The following is a 16,897-nucleotide window of genomic DNA, read 5'->3' as shown; positions in this document are numbered from 1 at the left end:
CTTACGCCTTCTCGATGTTGACTAAGAACGCTTTATATTCCGGCGTTTGCGAGTTTGCATCACCGACATTCGGCGTCAGAGTGTTAGCGATATAACCTTTACGCGCGACACCCTCAAAGCCCCAGTGGATTGGAATACCCACCGTTTCAACCTGCTGACCGTTTACATTCAGCGGTTTCAGACGGCGCGTTACCACAGCCACCGCGCGGATAAAGCCACGCTTGCTGGAGACAGTGACACGATCGCCATTGGCAATGCCTTTCGCCGCCGCCAGCGTTTCGCTGATTTCCACAAACTGTTCCGGCTGAGCAATTGCGTTGAGCAATGCGTGCTTGGTCCAGGTGTGGAAGTGCTCCGTCAGACGATAGGTCGTACCCACATACGGGAACTGCTCTTTTTTACCCATCCGCAGTGCGTCTTGTTCATACAGACGAACAACCGGGTTAGACACCACGTTCGGATGCAACGGGTTAGTGCCCAGCGGCGTTTCAATTGGCTCGTAGTGTTCCGGGAACGGACCTTCCGCCATTTTGTTGATGGCAAACAGGCGTCCCATCCCTTCCGGCTGCATGATAAACGGCCCGGTTGGCGTACCCGGTGCGGCATTGCCGAAGTCCGGAATATCGTTACCCGTCCACTTGCTACCGTTCCACTGGATCAGCATCCGTTTCGGATCCCACGGTTTACCGTTGATATCCGCCGAAGCACGGTTGTAGAGTACGCGACGGTTGAGCGGCCACGCCCAGGCCCATCCCAGCGTATTCCCCAGACCGGACGGGTCGGAGTTATCGCGGTTAGCCATCTGGTTGCCCTGCTCGGTCCAGCTACCGGTGTAGATCCAGCAAGAAGATGCGGTTGTACCGTCATCACGCAGATGCGCAAAGCTACTCAGCAACTGACCTTTCTTCGCAATCAGCACGCCATTAGCGTCATAGAGATCTTCCAGCGCATAGCCGTTGTTCTCTTTCGCCACTTCGTCAGACTGCGGTTCGTGCGGCTGCTTGTAGTTCCAGCTCATCTTCATCAGCGGTTCTACGCCTTTACCACCCTCGGCCTGGTACAGCTCGCGCAGATGATGGTAGATACCCGCCAGAATTTCGCCGTCGTTACGTGCTTCGCCCGGCGCGTCCTGACCTTTCCAGTGCCACTGCAACCAGCGACCGGAGTTAGCGATAGAACCATCTTCTTCAGCAAAGCAGGTCGAAGGCAGACGGAATACTTCAGTCTGAATAGATGCCGGATCGACATCGTTCGACTCGCCGTGGTTCTGCCAGAAGGTAGAGGTTTCAGTCACCAGCGGATCGATAACCACCATGTACTTCAGTTTGCTCAGGCAGCTCACCACTTTGTTTTTGTCCGGGAAGGACGCAACCGGGTTAAAGCCCTGGCAGAAATAACCGGTGACTTTACCTTCATCCATCATGTTGAAATACTTGATGACGTCGTAGGTCTGGTCCCACTTCGGCAGCCAGTCGTAGCCCCAGTTGTTCTCTTTCTGCGCGGCATCGCCGTAGAAAGATTTCATCAGGCTAACGAAAAACTTCGGATAGTTGCTCCAGTAGTTCACCTGATCAGCCAGCGTCGCTTTCGGCGTGTTCGCTTCCAGATACGACTGCAAATCAACCTGTTTTTCTGACGGCAGCGTCAGATAACCTGGCAGGCTGGTAGAGAGCAGGCCTAAGTCAGTCAGGCCCTGAATGTTGGAGTGACCACGCAATGCGTTCACGCCGCCACCGGCCATACCCATGTTACCGAGCAGCAACTGGATCATCGCCATAGTACGGATGTTCTGCGCACCCACGGTGTGCTGCGTCCAGCCCAGCGCGTACAGGAAGGTGGTTGTGCGATCCGGTGCGCTGGTGGAGGCCAGCACTTCACACACTTTCAGGAAGTCGGCTTTTGGCGTACCGCAGATGTTTTCTACTACGTCCGGCGTGTAGCGGGAAACGTGCGCTTTCAGCAAGTTCCACACACAGCGCGGATGAGTCAGTGTTTCATCGCGTTTCGCATAGCCGTTTTCATCGAACTGATAGTTCCAGGACGATTTATCGTACTGGCGTTTTTCAGCGTCATAACCGCTGAACAGGCCATCTTCGAAAGCAAAATCATCACGCACCAGCAGGCTAGCGTTGGTGTAATGCTTAACGTATTCGGCGTTGATTTTGTTGTTTTCGATCAGGTAGCGCAAAACGCCAGACAGGAACGTAATGTCCGTACCGGAACGAATAGGTGCGTAAATATCCGCCACAGAAGCGGTACGCGTAAAACGGGGATCGACAACGATCAAGGTTGCATCGTTGTTGTTTTTCGCTTCCATCGCCCAGCGGAAACCGACGGGATGCGCTTCAGCAGCGTTACCGCCCATCACCATTACGACGTTAGCGTTTTTGATATCCACCCAGTGGTTGGTCATCGCACCGCGACCAAATGTTGGAGCAAGACTTGCTACCGTTGGTCCGTGTCAGACGCGCGCCTGGTTGTCTACCGCCAGCATCCCGAGGGAGCGGGCAAATTTTTGAGTCAGCATCCCGGTTTCGTTGCTGGCACCGGAAGCACACAGCATACCGGTAGAAAGCCAACGGTTTACCGTTACGCCCTGCTCGTTCTTTTCAATAAAGTTAGCGTCACGGTCGGCTTTCATCAGCTTCGCAATACGGGAGAATGCTTCTTCCCAGCTAATGCGCTGCCATTTGTCAGAACCTGGCGCACGATATTCCGGGTAGCGCAGACGGTTTTCGCTGTTGACGTAATCCAGCAAACCGGCCCCTTTCGGGCACAGCGCACCACGGCTTACCGGATGATCCGGGTCACCTTCAATGTGATAAATCGCTTCTCTGGCGTTTTTCGCGCCATCACCCAGGCTATACATCAATAGCCCGCAACCTACGGAACAGTATGTGCAGGTGTTACGGATCTCTTTCGCGCGTAATAATTTGTAGTTTCGCGCCTGAGCCAGTGCTTGCTTCGGGGCAAAGCCCAATGCTGCTACTGTTGTTCCCGCCATACCGCCCGCGCAGATTTTAAAAAATTGTCTGCGACTGACGTCCATTGCTTTCCTCTTTTTTCAGGGGTATTACTGCGCGAGGAAACTAACAGTAAAATTCTGAATCTTTTTGCGCGAAATCAAAAAGAACACGTGTTTGCCACAAAATAATCCGCCTGCGCAAATTGACCTACCTCAATAGCGGTAGAAAAACGCCCCACTGCCTGACAGGGCAGTTAAAAAAATGCTATAAAATTCAGCTTAATTTTTAACGGCAAGAGAGACAAAACAGCGAGCATGACACGACAAAAAGCAACGCTCATAGGGCTAATAGCGATCGTCCTGTGGAGCACGATGGTAGGATTGATTCGCGGTGTCAGTGAGGGGCTCGGCCCGGTCGGCGGCGCAGCTGCTATCTATTCATTAAGCGGGCTGCTGTTAATCTTCACGGTTGGATTTCCGCGTATTCGGCAGATCCCGAAAGGCTATTTACTCGCCGGGAGTCTGTTATTCGTCAGCTATGAAATCTGTCTGGCGCTTTCCTTAGGATATGCGGCGACCCGTCATCAGGCGATTGAAGTGGGGATGGTGAACTATCTATGGCCCAGCCTGACAATTCTCTTTGCCATTCTGTTTAATGGTCAGAAAACCAACTGGCTGATTGTACCAGGATTATTATTAGCCCTGGTCGGCGTCTGCTGGGTGTTAGGCGGTGACAATGGGTTACATTATGATGAAATTATCAATAATATCACCACCAGCCCATTGAGTTATTTCCTGGCGTTCATTGGGGCGTTTATCTGGGCAGCCTACTGCACAGTAACGAATAAATACGCACGCGGATTTAACGGAATTACCGTTTTTGTCCTGCTAACGGGAGCAAGTCTGTGGGTTTACTATTTTCTTACGCCACAACCAGAAATGGTATTTAGCACGCCCGTCATGATTAAACTCATCTCTGCGGCATTTACCTTAGGATTTGCTTATGCTGCATGGAATGTCGGTATATTACATGGCAACGTCACCATAATGGCGGTAGGTTCGTATTTTACGCCCGTCCTTTCCTCAGCACTTGCAGCCGTGTTACTCAGCGCCCCGCTGTCGTTCTCGTTCTGGCAAGGCGCGCTAATGGTCTGCGGCGGTTCCCTGCTCTGCTGGCTGGCGACACGTCGTGGCTAAAATAATTGTCGGGTCTACGGCCCGGCAGTTAATCAGATAAATTCTGACAATATTAAAAAATAAATTTCAAATACCAGAAAGCCATTTTAGTTACATTTAGTAACACATATCTGTCTGTTTAATCCACATTCTGCCCCCGCAGTTACGCTTTCTTATCTATTCTTCTAATCAGCACTTCACCTGATTCATCCTTAATTCTAATAACTGGCTATTGCGCCTTACCTCCTGTTTTGTCTTTTTTTCATTACCAATGTGTGCATGTGAGGAACAATATGGCACTGCAAAATGAGAAAAATAGTCGTTATCTTTTACGCGACTGGAAACCAGAAAATCCGGCCTTCTGGGAAAATAAAGGAAAGCATATTGCACGAAGAAACCTCTGGATATCAGTCAGTTGTCTACTTCTTGCCTTCTGTGTATGGATGCTATTTAGCGCAGTTACTGTTAATCTCAATAAAATCGGTTTTAATTTCACTACCGATCAACTCTTTTTATTAACCGCATTACCCTCCGTTTCTGGCGCATTATTGCGTGTCCCCTACTCCTTTATGGTGCCTATATTCGGTGGACGCCGATGGACGGTTTTTAGTACTGCAATCCTGATTATTCCTTGCGTCTGGCTCGGAATTGCCGTGCAAAATCCGAATACCCCTTTTGGGATATTTATCGTTATCGCTTTGCTATGCGGTTTTGCAGGTGCGAACTTTGCTTCGAGCATGGGCAATATCAGTTTCTTCTTTCCAAAAGCCAAACAAGGGAGCGCTCTTGGGATTAATGGCGGATTAGGAAACTTAGGTGTAAGTGTGATGCAGTTGGTTGCACCACTGGTCATTTTTGTCCCCGTATTTGCCTTTCTCGGCGTCAATGGCGTACCGCAGGCCGACGGTTCGGTGATGTCGCTGGCGAATGCCGCATGGATTTGGGTGCCATTACTGGCGATTGCCACGATCGCCGCCTGGTCAGGGATGAATGATATCGCCAGTTCACGCGCCTCAATTGCCGACCAGCTCCCTGTCTTACAACGCCTGCATCTCTGGCTGCTGAGCCTGCTTTATCTTGCCACCTTCGGTTCGTTTATCGGTTTTTCTGCGGGTTTTGCCATGCTGGCAAAAACCCAGTTCCCGGATGTGAATATTCTGCGCCTGGCGTTCTTTGGCCCATTTATCGGTGCCATCGCGCGATCGGTTGGTGGTGCTATTTCCGATAAATTCGGCGGCGTGCGGGTGACGTTGATCAACTTCATTTTTATGGCGATTTTCAGCGCCCTGCTGTTCCTTACCTTACCGGGCACAGGCTCCGGTAATTTCATCGCATTTTACGCCGTATTTATGGGGCTGTTTCTGACCGCGGGTCTGGGAAGTGGTTCTACTTTCCAGATGATCGCCGTCATCTTTCGCCAGATAACCATTTATCGGGTGAAGATGAAAGGCGGTAGTGATGAGCAAGCTCAAAGAGAAGCCGTCACCGAAACGGCAGCCGCTCTGGGCTTTATCTCAGCCATTGGCGCAGTGGGCGGCTTTTTTATTCCGCAGGCGTTTGGCATGTCGCTCAATATGACCGGCTCTCCGGTGGGCGCGATGAAAGTGTTTTTAATCTTCTACATCGTTTGCGTGCTACTGACCTGGCTGGTTTATGGTCGGCGGAAGTTCAGCCAAAAATAAGAGATCGATGCCTGACACGTCTTATCAGGCTACAACCGTGTCGCGTCCGACAAGGCATCAGATCCCAATTCATTCCTGGAGCAGGAGTTATGTCATGAGTAAACTTTTGGATCGCTTTCGCTACTTCAAACAAAAGGGCGAAACCTTTGCCGATGGTCACGGACAGGTGATGCATAGCAACCGCGACTGGGAGGACAGCTATCGCCAGCGTTGGCAGTTCGACAAAATCGTGCGTTCCACCCACGGTGTTAACTGTACAGGCTCCTGTAGCTGGAAAATCTACGTTAAAAATGGTCTGGTGACCTGGGAAATCCAACAGACCGACTACCCGCGCACTCGCCCTGACCTGCCCAATCATGAACCTCGCGGCTGCCCGCGTGGCGCAAGTTACTCCTGGTATCTCTACAGCGCTAACCGTCTGAAATACCCGCTCATTCGTAAACGACTGATTGAACTGTGGCGCGAAGCCCTCAAGCAACACAGCGATCCGGTACTGGCGTGGGCATCGATTATGAACGATCCGCAAAAGTGCCTGAGCTACAAACAAGTACGTGGACGCGGCGGCTTTATCCGCTCCAACTGGCAGGAGCTAAACCAGCTGATTGCCGCTGCTAACGTCTGGACCATCAAAACTTACGGCCCGGATCGCGTTGCCGGTTTCTCGCCGATCCCGGCGATGTCGATGGTTTCTTACGCCGCCGGAACACGTTATCTGTCGCTGTTAGGTGGCACCTGTTTAAGCTTCTACGACTGGTATTGCGACCTGCCGCCCGCCTCGCCGATGACCTGGGGCGAACAAACCGACGTGCCGGAATCTGCCGACTGGTATAACTCCAGTTACATCATCGCCTGGGGGTCTAACGTACCGCAGACACGTACGCCGGACGCCCATTTCTTTACCGAAGTACGCTACAAAGGCACTAAAACCATCGCCATTACCCCTGACTACTCTGAAGTGGCCAAATTGTGCGACCAGTGGCTGGCACCGAAACAAGGCACTGATAGTGCCCTGGCAATGGCAATGGGCCATGTCATTTTAAAAGAGTTTCATCTCGATAATCCCAGCGATTATTTTATCAACTACTGCCGCCGCTACAGCGACATGCCGATGCTGGTAATGCTGGAACCTCGCGACGATGGCAGCTACGTTCCCGGGCGCATGGTCCGCGCATCTGACCTGGTGGATGGACTGGGCGAAAGCAATAATCCGCAGTGGAAAACCGTGGCAGTTAATACCGCAGGTGAATTGGTAGTGCCGAACGGTTCGATTGGTTTTCGCTGGGGAGAAAAAGGCAAATGGAACCTGGAATCCATTGCCGCCGGTACGGAAACCGAATTGTCGTTAACCCTGCTCGCTCAACATGACGCCGTTGCAGGCGTGGCCTTCCCCTACTTTGGCGGCATTGAAAATCCACATTTTCGCAGCGTAAAACACAATCCTGTCCTGGTGCGCCAATTGCCCGTTAAAAACCTGACATTAGCCGATGGTAGCACCTGTCCGGTGGTCAGCGTTTATGATCTGGTACTGGCAAATTACGGCCTCGATCGCGGACTGGAAGATGAAAACAGCGCGAAAGATTACGCTGAAATCAAACCTTACACCCCTGCCTGGGGCGAGCAAATTACCGGCGTACCGCGCCAGTATATTGAAACCATCGCCCGTGAATTTGCCGATACCGCTCATAAAACGCATGGGCGCTCGATGATTATTCTCGGCGCAGGTGTTAACCACTGGTATCACATGGACATGAACTACCGCGGGATGATCAATATGCTGATCTTCTGCGGTTGTGTCGGGCAAAGCGGTGGCGGCTGGGCACACTATGTCGGTCAGGAAAAACTGCGCCCGCAAACCGGCTGGCTGCCTCTGGCCTTTGCGCTCGACTGGAACCGACCACCGCGCCAGATGAACAGCACCTCGTTTTTCTACAATCACTCCAGCCAGTGGCGCTATGAAAAAGTCACCGCGCAGGAATTGCTCTCACCGCTCGCCGATGCCAGTAAATACAGCGGTCACCTGATTGATTTCAACGTTCGCGCCGAACGTATGGGCTGGCTACCTTCTGCGCCGCAGCTGGGGCGTAACCCGCTCTCCCTGAAAGCCGAAGCCGACAAGGCCGGATTGTCACCCGCCGAATTTACCGTCCAGGCACTGAAGTCAGGCGAATTACGCATGGCCTGCGAACAGCCGGACAACGGCAGCAACCATCCGCGTAACCTGTTTGTCTGGCGTTCAAACCTGCTTGGCTCTTCCGGCAAGGGCCACGAGTATATGCAGAAGTATCTGCTGGGTACGAAAAGTGGCATTCAGGGGGAAGAACTTGGACCGACGGAGGGAATCCAACCGGAAGAAGTTGAGTGGCAAACTGCGGCGATTGAAGGCAAGCTCGACCTGCTGGTGACGCTCGACTTCCGCATGTCCAGTACCTGCCTGTTCTCCGATATCGTTCTGCCCACCGCCACCTGGTACGAAAAAGACGATATGAATACCTCGGATATGCATCCATTTATTCATCCGCTTTCTGCGGCGGTCGATCCGGCGTGGGAATCACGCAGCGACTGGGAAATCTACAAAGGTATTGCCAAAGCCTTTTCGCAAGTGTGCGTGGGCCATCTTGGCAAAGAAACCGACGTGGTATTACAACCACTGCTGCATGACTCCCCGGCAGAGCTTTCACAGCCGTGTGAAGTGCTCGACTGGCGCAAAGGTGAATGCGATCTGATTCCAGGCAAAACCGCGCCGAATATTGTGGCGGTGGAGCGCGACTACCCTGCTACCTATGAACGCTTTACCTCACTCGGGCCATTGATGGACAAACTTGGCAACGGCGGTAAAGGGATTTCGTGGAATACCCAGGATGAAATCGATTTCCTCGGTAAACTCAATTACACCAAGCGTGATGGCCCGGCACAGGGGCGTCCGCTGATTGATACCGCCATTGACGCATCAGAAGTGATTCTGGCGCTGGCACCGGAAACCAACGGCCATGTTGCAGTCAAAGCGTGGCAAGCGCTGGGCGAGATCACCGGACGCGAACATACCCATCTGGCGCTGCACAAAGAGGACGAGAAGATTCGCTTTCGCGATATTCAGGCGCAGCCGCGTAAAATTATCTCCAGCCCCACATGGTCTGGTCTGGAAAGCGATCACGTTTCCTATAACGCGGGATACACCAACGTTCATGAGTTAATTCCGTGGCGCACGCTGTCGGGACGCCAGCAACTCTATCAGGATCATCCGTGGATGCGTGCTTTTGGTGAAAGTCTGGTGGCTTATCGCCCGCCTATCGACACCCGTAGCGTCAGTGAAATGCGCCAGATACCGCCAAACGGCTTCCCGGAAAAAGCACTTAACTTCCTGACGCCGCACCAGAAATGGGGCATTCACTCAACCTACAGTGAAAACCTGCTAATGCTGACGCTCTCTCGCGGTGGACCGATTGTCTGGATCAGCGAAACCGATGCCCGAGAACTGACCATTGTCGATAACGACTGGGTGGAAGTATTTAACGCCAACGGCGCGCTGACTGCCCGCGCGGTGGTCAGCCAACGTGTACCGCCGGGCATGACCATGATGTATCACGCCCAGGAACGCATTATGAATATTCCTGGTTCGGAAGTAACTGGCATGCGCGGCGGCATTCATAACTCGGTTACCCGCGTTTGCCCGAAACCAACGCATATGATTGGCGGTTACGCGCAGCTGGCCTGGGGCTTTAACTACTACGGCACCGTCGGCTCGAACCGCGACGAATTCATTATGATCCGCAAGATGAAGAACGTTAACTGGCTGGATGATGAAGGTCGCGATCAGGTTCAGGAGGCGAAAAAATGAAAATACGTTCGCAAGTCGGCATGGTGCTTAACCTCGATAAATGTATCGGCTGCCATACCTGTTCGGTGACCTGTAAAAATGTCTGGACCGGACGCGAAGGCATGGAGTACGCATGGTTTAACAACGTCGAAACCAAACCGGGCATTGGTTATCCGAAAAACTGGGAAGATCAGGATGAGTGGCAAGGTGGCTGGGTGCGTGATGTGAATGGCAAGATACGCCCGCGTCTGGGCAGCAAGATGGGCGTAATAACCAAAATTTTCGCCAACCCGGTAGTGCCGCAGATTGACGATTACTACGAACCTTTCACCTTCGACTACGAACATTTGCATAGCGCGCCGGAAGGCAAACATATTCCCACCGCCCGTCCGCGTTCACTGATTGACGGCAAACGGATGGACAAAGTGATCTGGGGCCCAAACTGGGAAGAACTGCTGGGCGGCGAATTTGAAAAACGAGCTCGCGACCGCAACTTCGAGGCCATGCAAAAGGAGATGTACGGGCAGTTTGAAAACACCTTCATGATGTACCTGCCGCGCCTGTGCGAACACTGCCTCAATCCCAGCTGCGTGGCGACCTGCCCCAGCGGCGCTATCTACAAACGCGAAGAAGACGGCATTGTGCTGATTGATCAGGATAAATGCCGTGGCTGGCGTTTGTGCATTAGCGGTTGCCCATACAAAAAAATCTACTTCAACTGGAAAAGCGGTAAGTCAGAAAAATGTATTTTCTGTTATCCGCGAATTGAGTCCGGTCAGCCAACAGTCTGCTCCGAAACCTGCGTGGGTCGCATTCGTTATCTTGGCGTGCTGCTCTACGACGCCGACCGCATCGAAGAAGCAGCGAGTACCGAACGAGAGGTCGATCTCTATGAACGCCAGTGCGAAGTGTTCCTCGATCCGCACGATCCCTCGGTGATCGAAGAAGCCCTGAAACAAGGTATTCCACAAAACGTGATTGACGCTGCCCAGCGTTCGCCTGTCTACAAAATGGCGATGGACTGGAAACTGGCGCTACCGCTGCACCCTGAATATCGCACCCTGCCGATGGTCTGGTACGTTCCTCCGCTGTCACCGATTCAGTCCTACGCTGATGCGGGCGGCTTGCCGAAAAGCGAAGGCGTGCTGCCCGCCATCGAAAGCCTGCGTATTCCGGTGCAATATCTCGCCAATATGTTGAGTGCCGGTGATACCGGTCCGGTACTGCGGGCGCTGAAACGGATGATGGCGATGCGCCACTATATGCGTTCACAAACCGTGGAAGGCGTTACTGATACTCGTGCCATCGACGAAGTAGGCCTGAGCGTCGCCCAGGTCGAAGAGATGTATCGTTACCTCGCCATTGCCAACTATGAAGATCGTTTCGTCATCCCGACAAGCCATCGGGAAATGGCGGGCGATGCCTTCGCAGAACGCAACGGCTGCGGTTTTACCTTTGGCGACGGTTGCCACGGTTCGGACAGCAAATTCAACCTGTTCAACAGTAGCCGTATCGATGCCATCAACATCACCGAAGTGCGCGACAAAGCGGAGGGCGAATAATGCAGATCCTCAAAGTGATCGGCCTGTTGATGGAGTATCCGGACGAGCTGTTGTGGGAATGTAAGGAGGACGCGCTGGCGTTGATCCGCCGCGACGCACCGATGCTTACGGATTTTACCCGCAACCTGCTTAATGCGCCGCTGCTGGATAAACAGGCCGAATGGTGCGAAGTGTTTGACCGTGGACGTACCACATCGCTGCTGCTGTTCGAACATGTTCATGCCGAGTCCCGCGATCGCGGCCAGGCAATGGTGGACCTGCTGGCGGAGTATGAAAAGGTCGGCCTGCAGTTGGATTGTCGAGAACTGCCCGATTATCTACCGCTGTATCTGGAGTACTTAAGCGTACTGCCGGACGATCAGGCGAAAGAAGGCTTGCTCAACGTTGCGCCGATCCTCGCCCTGCTTGGCGGACGCTTAAAACAACGCGAGGCACCGTGGTACGCGTTATTTGACGCCCTGTTGCAACTGGCAGGAAGCCCTCTGTCAAGTGACAGTGTCACAAAACAGATTCGCAGTGAAGAGCGTGACGACACCCGCCAGGCGCTGGATGCGGTGTGGGAAGAAGAACAGGTGAAGTTTATTGAAGATAACGCCACGGCGTGTGACAGCTCGCCGCTTAATCAATATCAGCGACGCTTTAGCCAGGATGTCGCGCCGCAGTATGTCGACATCAGTGCGGGAGGTGGGAAATGATTCAGTATCTGAACGTCTTTTTTTACGATATCTACCCGTACTTGTGTGGCACGGTTTTTATCCTTGGAAGCTGGCTGCGCTACGACTACGGGCAGTACACCTGGCGCGCCGCCTCCAGCCAGATGCTGGATAAACGCGGGATGGTGCTATGGTCGAACTTGTTCCATATCGGCATTCTGGGGATCTTCTTCGGTCATCTGTTCGGCATGTTAACGCCGCACTGGATGTACGCGTGGTTTCTGCCGGTGGCGGTAAAACAGCAGATGGCGATGATCCTCGGCGGAATATGCGGGGTATTGACGCTGATTGGCGGTGCGGGGCTACTGGTGCGTCGTTTAACAAATCCGCGTATCAGGGCGACGTCTTCTGGTGCGGATATCCTGATCCTCGCCATTTTGTTAATTCAGTGCATTCTTGGGTTAACCACCATTCCTTTTTCAGCACAACATCCGGACGGCAGTGAAATGATGAAGCTGGTGGGCTGGGCGCAAAGCATTGTCACTTTCCAGGGCGGTGCATCTACGCATCTTGATGGTGTCGCCTTTATATTCCGCGTTCATCTGGTGCTTGGAATGACCATCTTCCTGCTCTTCCCGTTCACCCGACTGGTGCATGTCTGGAGCGCGCCGTTTGAGTACTTTACTCGTCGGTATCAGATTGTGCGTTCGCGGCGTTAATTCTCACGCGGGCCGGATAGCCCTTCGCTCTCCGGCCACTTGCAGGCTATGATAGTTCTCCAGCCACAGGAGAACATTAATGAAACCGCAGGTTTACCACGTCGATGCTTTTACCTCTCAACCGTTTCGCGGCAATTCTGCCGGTGTTGTTTTCCCCGCCGATAATCTCAGTGAAGCGCAAATGCAGCTTATCGCCCGCGAGTTAGGTCATTCGGAAACTGCTTTTCTGCTGCACAGCGACGACAGCGATGTGCGCATCCGCTACTTTACGCCAACGGTTGAAGTTCCGATTTGTGGTCACGCGACAGTAGCTGCGCACTATGTACGTGCAAAGGTGTTAGGTTTAGGAAATTGCACGGTCTGGCAAACATCGCTGGCAGGAAAACATCGTGTGACTATCGAAAAGCAAAATGATGATTATCGTATTTCGCTGGAACAAGGTACTCCAGGCTTTGAGCCACCACTGACAGGTGAAACACGAGCGGCAATTATCAACGCGCTTCATCTCACTGAAGACGATATTTTGCAAGGCTTGCCAATCCAGGTGGCTACCACCGGACACTCAAAAGTGATGATTCCACTGAAGCCGGAAGTGGATATCGACGCCCTTTCGCCTGACCTTGCTGCGCTGACCGCAATCAGCAAGCAGATTGGCTGCAATGGTTTCTTCCCGTTCCAGATCCGCCCAGGCAAAAGCGAAACCGACGGTCGCATGTTCTCGCCTGCGATTGGTATTGTGGAAGATCCGGTGACCGGGAATGCCAATGGTCCGATGGGCGCATGGTTAGTACATCACAACGTATTATCCCACGATGGCAACGTGTTGCGTGTTAAAGGCCATCAGGGGCGCGCATTGGGGCGTGATGGTGTAATTGATGTGACGGTGACAATTCGAGATAACCAACCGGAGAAAGTTACCATTTCCGGCACGGCGGTGATTCTATTCCATGCTGAATGGGCCATTGATTTTTGATGCCGTTGCCTGATGCGCTTCGCTTATCAGGCCTACAACCGGACTAATGTAGGCCGGATAAGGCGTTTACGCCACATCCGGCAACCTGACATAAATTATTTTCCCGCCTCCGGGTGCGTATCAAACGCCGCCATCACCAGCGCTAACTCATCCACAGTAAAGCCATGTTTCGCATCATCTACGCCCAGACCAAACTGTTCCTGCATCACGGCATATAACGACGCCACATCTGGTAGATTTCGCTGCTCAACTGCGTGCCCATTTTCATAATGGGTAAAATGAAAATTGGTCAGCGTTAGCTTGCCACCGTCCGGCAAATGGCGACACATCAGCAAATGATGGCGAAAATGCGACTGCGGCCAGTGCGCCGACCAGAAATTGCCCATCACATAATCGCTTTGTTGCTGCTCGCAGAGATCAAAACGGTACATCGACTGCCAGTGCTGATGATGATTAAACTGCAATACCCAATCATCACCCTCTTGCAACAACCGATACTCTCCGTGTGGCGTGGTTTGCATGATATCCGGCATTAAACGAATCGGCGCGGTTAGCGTCTGCCCACCGAAACCGACATCAGCAATCCATTTTTCCCCTTCCAGTTCCACCAACAGCAAACGATGGGTGCGCGGCGGTAATGCTGGCGGATTTGATAACACTACGCGACCTAACAAGCTGCGAACGTTAAACCCCAGCTCGCGTAACACCCGCTCAAACACGCCATTCTGCTCAAAACAGTAACCGCCACGACGGGCTATCACCAGTTTATCTTCCAGCGATTGATCATCAAGCTGTATTTCCCTCGGCAGCAAAACGTCGAGATTTTCAAACGGAATGGTGCAATTGTGTTTCAGGTGCAATGCACGCAGCGTATCAATATTGGCCGCAGCAGCTCCCAACCAGTTAATACGGGCAAAATAATGATTCAGAATGGGCGTCATCAGGCGTTTCCCTTAATGGTTTTCTCAACTTATAACCTGGAATAGACGCCGCACTGGCTATTTTGTGCGATCGCGGACATGCATCACGTTCGCAAATCGCCAATCCCGTTAATTTCGTTACTTATTGCGTTACGAGCTACGCTTTTAAAACACCCTTCATAGCGAGGCGATATCGTGAGCCAATTCATTCCCGTCGAATTACACCATGCCAGCCGTCTGTTAAATCATGGCCCAACTGTCATGATCACCAGTTTCGATGAGCAATCCCAGCGGCGTAACATTATGGCAGCAGCCTGGTCGATGCCCGTAGAGTTTGAACCGCCACGCGTGGCGATTGTGGTAGATAAATCGACATGGACCAGGGAGTTGATTGAACGTAACGGTAAGTTTGGCATCGTTATCCCGGGCGTTGCGGCGACTAACTGGACGTGGGCGGTGGGAAGTGTGTCGGGTCGTGAAGAAGATAAATTTAATTGCTACGGCATTCCGGTAGTGAGAGGCCCGGTGCTTGGTTTGCCGCTGGTCGAGGAAAAATGTCTGGCGTGGATGGAGTGTCGCCTGCTACCTGCAACTTCCGCGCAAGAAAAATACGATACGCTATTTGGCGAAGTGGTATCAGCAGCGGCAGACGCACGGGTATTTGTCGAAGGCCGCTGGCAGTTTGATGATGATAAGCTCAATACGTTGCATCATTTAGGTGCTGGCACGTTTGTTACCAGTGGTAAGCGAGTTACCGCGGGCTAAAGAATCATATGCAGCAACCAAGTTGTTTAAGCAATGTTTCCATATGAGTTAAAGCATATTTTATCTCACGATTGCATATTTTTAGTGAAGATTAATTTATCCTCACCAACATCATAGTAATTGCGTATTATCGCCTCATTGATAAAGCCCTGTTTTGTATAAAATGCGCGGGCGGCACTAAAATCGATATGGCTGGCGGTCTCTACTAATAGTAGTCTTGCCTGTTTAATTGTGAGCTCTTTTCTATTTCGTTAATCAGCAGATGTCTCACTCCCTGGCGCTGATGGGAAGGACTGATCCAGAGCATTAATAAATTTCAGACATCATTTGTCATCATTTCAGAAGCACAGTAGGCAATCCCTGCCAGTCCCAAGTGTTCTGCACTAAACCATAAATCGGCAGATTGACCTGAGAAATAATGTGTTAGTGTTTTTTGTACATGATGAAGGCCATCTTGATCAAATTGATCCCTGTCAAGCAGCATATCCATTAATGGTTCAACATCTGAAGGTTTGACTGGTCGTATAAACATGGAACTCCTTATTTATTGATGAATATTTGAAAATTGTTTGCATGGAACGCGGTTAACCTGAATTTTCAGCGGAAGTTTCACTCAAAGGCTTTATTAATCCGCTCCTTATGTCCTTTTACAGCAAATAAATAATTACCTCCCTGTTTTTGTATCTTCTCTGCAATATCTTTCTGGCAACCCATCGCATCAGTTGTGATAATTTCACCTTTAATATCCAACATGTTAGTATCAATTATTGAACATAAAATGTAAATTATTTAGTGCAAAAAAGCGGCGCACCGTGTTCTTTCCCATATTCCTAATATGGCAACTTTAAGTTATCGCCGTCTATACTTATAGAAATTTCATCAGGGGTGACGTAAATAGAATTTTTTTCATCCTCAATTGCCCATAACTGATTAATAAAAAAGTGTTTTTTTCATCTAATAACAAATTATTACATGTAGTAAAATTATTAATATCAAAAAAATCATCAGCACAATTAATTTTTAAATTTAAAAAATAAAGAAAAATATTATTGATTGATTTGAGTGTAAACCACTTGTCATTAACAAATTTATAGCCAGATGATTTTATAAAATAATAATTATCTCCTGGTATAAAGGCATACATATCATTTAAGGTTATACTCAACAAAAAACTACGACCTGGTTTAATAGTATTCCACCGTTCAGGATTCGTATTAATTTCAAAAGGACATGAACCACCTAAGTAGTCCAACGTGATATTCCCAGAGTTGATTCTGAATGGTTTTTTGCATATCGCATCATATTCATCTCCTTTTCCATCTTTTACTTTCATAGGTAGATAATGTTTAGAAAAAAAATACGTGGTAGAGCTATTGTTAGTAAAGGTTATGTTAGCAAAAATCCTGTTATTTTTTTTACTCATAGCTAATTGAGCATTGACATCCGCTATATAATTCATATGATTGCATTTTTTCTTACACTCATCATAATTTTCGATAGGATAAATTAATGGCCTTCCTTTGATATCTCTCTCAAGCCCAAACCCGTATTTTTTTATTAAAACCATTTCATCCGCAGTCGATTGAAAGGAATAGAAAAATATAATATTTACGATTGTCATTATTATGATTTTTTTTATAGCTTGCAGCATTAATGTATTTCTCGACT

Annotated in this window: 12 protein-coding genes and 1 pseudogene; 8 read left to right on the top strand and 5 right to left on the bottom strand. The window is 50.6% G+C overall.

The window, feature by feature from the left end:
- Window position 1: 1 nt before the first annotated feature.
- Entirely contained in the window at window positions 2-3,049 is a 3,048-nt protein-coding gene (fdnG, locus tag ACJHYO_RS20745) for a formate dehydrogenase-N subunit alpha (protein ID WP_015912497.1), read from the bottom strand.
- 231 nt (window positions 3,050-3,280) lie between these two features.
- Here fdnG and yddG point away from each other — a divergent pair, with 231 nt between their 5' ends.
- From yddG to ACJHYO_RS20710, 7 genes are all read left to right on the top strand, one after another.
- A complete protein-coding gene (gene yddG / locus ACJHYO_RS20740; protein WP_000198214.1) occupies window positions 3,281-4,162 on the top strand; it encodes an aromatic amino acid efflux DMT transporter YddG in 882 nt (293 codons plus the stop codon).
- 272 nt (window positions 4,163-4,434) lie between these two features.
- On the top strand, window positions 4,435-5,823 hold the full coding sequence (narU, locus tag ACJHYO_RS20735; protein WP_001207907.1) for a nitrate/nitrite transporter NarU: 1,389 nt from the start codon (window positions 4,435-4,437) through the stop codon (window positions 5,821-5,823).
- A gap of 94 nt (window positions 5,824-5,917) precedes the next feature.
- The gene (narZ, locus tag ACJHYO_RS20730) at window positions 5,918-9,658 is read left to right on the top strand and encodes a nitrate reductase Z subunit alpha (protein WP_033549119.1); all 3,741 of its coding nucleotides are present in this window, start codon (window positions 5,918-5,920) and stop codon (window positions 9,656-9,658) included.
- On the top strand, window positions 9,655-11,199 hold the full coding sequence (narH, locus tag ACJHYO_RS20725; protein ID WP_000702528.1) for a nitrate reductase subunit beta: 1,545 nt from the start codon (window positions 9,655-9,657) through the stop codon (window positions 11,197-11,199). Before narZ ends, narH begins: the two co-directional genes overlap by 4 nt.
- Window positions 11,199-11,894, top strand: coding sequence for a nitrate reductase molybdenum cofactor assembly chaperone (gene narW, locus ACJHYO_RS20720; RefSeq protein WP_001166365.1), 696 nt, complete (start codon window positions 11,199-11,201; stop codon window positions 11,892-11,894). Before narH ends, narW begins: the two co-directional genes overlap by 1 nt.
- The gene (narI, locus tag ACJHYO_RS20715; RefSeq protein WP_000617136.1) at window positions 11,891-12,571 is read left to right on the top strand and encodes a respiratory nitrate reductase subunit gamma; all 681 of its coding nucleotides are present in this window, start codon (window positions 11,891-11,893) and stop codon (window positions 12,569-12,571) included. The genes narW and narI overlap by 4 nt, the downstream gene beginning before the upstream one ends.
- Before the next feature lie 79 nt (window positions 12,572-12,650).
- Window positions 12,651-13,544: a PhzF family isomerase gene (locus ACJHYO_RS20710; protein ID WP_000804425.1), complete on the top strand. Its 894-nt coding sequence runs from the start codon at window positions 12,651-12,653 to the stop codon at window positions 13,542-13,544.
- 95 nt (window positions 13,545-13,639) lie between these two features.
- Here ACJHYO_RS20710 and nhoA read toward each other — a convergent pair whose 3' ends face one another.
- Window positions 13,640-14,485: an N-hydroxyarylamine O-acetyltransferase gene (gene nhoA / locus ACJHYO_RS20705; RefSeq protein WP_000187876.1), complete on the bottom strand. Its 846-nt coding sequence runs from the start codon at window positions 14,483-14,485 to the stop codon at window positions 13,640-13,642.
- Window positions 14,486-14,659: 174 nt separating this feature from the next.
- On the opposite strand from nhoA, the gene ACJHYO_RS20700 reads away from it, so the two are divergent.
- Complete coding sequence (locus ACJHYO_RS20700; protein ID WP_000077285.1) at window positions 14,660-15,229, top strand: flavin reductase family protein; 570 nt, start codon at window positions 14,660-14,662, stop codon at window positions 15,227-15,229.
- A gap of 316 nt (window positions 15,230-15,545) precedes the next feature.
- Here the strand turns inward: ACJHYO_RS20700 and ACJHYO_RS20695 are convergent, their stop codons facing one another.
- The 3 genes and pseudogenes from ACJHYO_RS20695 to ACJHYO_RS20685 form a co-directional block, all read right to left on the bottom strand.
- Window positions 15,546-15,761, bottom strand: a complete 216-nt coding sequence (locus ACJHYO_RS20695; RefSeq protein WP_000470661.1) for a hypothetical protein — start codon at window positions 15,759-15,761, stop codon at window positions 15,546-15,548.
- 80 nt (window positions 15,762-15,841) lie between these two features.
- A pseudogene (locus tag ACJHYO_RS20690) lies at window positions 15,842-15,985 on the bottom strand (ISAs1 family transposase); the annotation flags it as partial.
- 109 nt (window positions 15,986-16,094) lie between these two features.
- A complete protein-coding gene (locus tag ACJHYO_RS20685; RefSeq protein WP_014640146.1) occupies window positions 16,095-16,880 on the bottom strand; it encodes a hypothetical protein in 786 nt (261 codons plus the stop codon).
- Window positions 16,881-16,897 lie beyond the last annotated feature (17 nt).

It is taken from the genome of Escherichia sp. WS1118 (assembly GCF_046487695.1).
Lineage (GTDB): Bacteria > Pseudomonadota > Gammaproteobacteria > Enterobacterales > Enterobacteriaceae > Escherichia > Escherichia coli.
Note: the sequence above shows the minus strand (reverse complement) of the source record. Positions and strands in the feature narration are given on the sequence as shown.

Bases quoted from the DNA above. Each gene is read 5' to 3' on its own strand.
- narH (WP_000702528.1), top strand. From the start codon at position 9,655: ATGAAAATACGTTCGCAAGTCGGCATGGTGCTTAACCTCGATAAATGT.
- narU (WP_001207907.1), top strand. From the start codon at position 4,435: ATGGCACTGCAAAATGAGAAAAATAGTCGTTATCTTTTACGCGACTGG.
- narZ (WP_033549119.1), top strand. From the start codon at position 5,918: ATGAGTAAACTTTTGGATCGCTTTCGCTACTTCAAACAAAAGGGCGAA.
- narW (WP_001166365.1), top strand. From the start codon at position 11,199: ATGCAGATCCTCAAAGTGATCGGCCTGTTGATGGAGTATCCGGACGAG.
- ACJHYO_RS20695 (WP_000470661.1), bottom strand. From the start codon at position 15,761: ATGTTTATACGACCAGTCAAACCTTCAGATGTTGAACCATTAATGGAT.
- yddG (WP_000198214.1), top strand. From the start codon at position 3,281: ATGACACGACAAAAAGCAACGCTCATAGGGCTAATAGCGATCGTCCTG.
- ACJHYO_RS20685 (WP_014640146.1), bottom strand. From the start codon at position 16,880: ATGCTGCAAGCTATAAAAAAAATCATAATAATGACAATCGTAAATATT.
- ACJHYO_RS20710 (WP_000804425.1), top strand. From the start codon at position 12,651: ATGAAACCGCAGGTTTACCACGTCGATGCTTTTACCTCTCAACCGTTT.
- narI (WP_000617136.1), top strand. From the start codon at position 11,891: ATGATTCAGTATCTGAACGTCTTTTTTTACGATATCTACCCGTACTTG.
- nhoA (WP_000187876.1), bottom strand. From the start codon at position 14,485: ATGACGCCCATTCTGAATCATTATTTTGCCCGTATTAACTGGTTGGGA.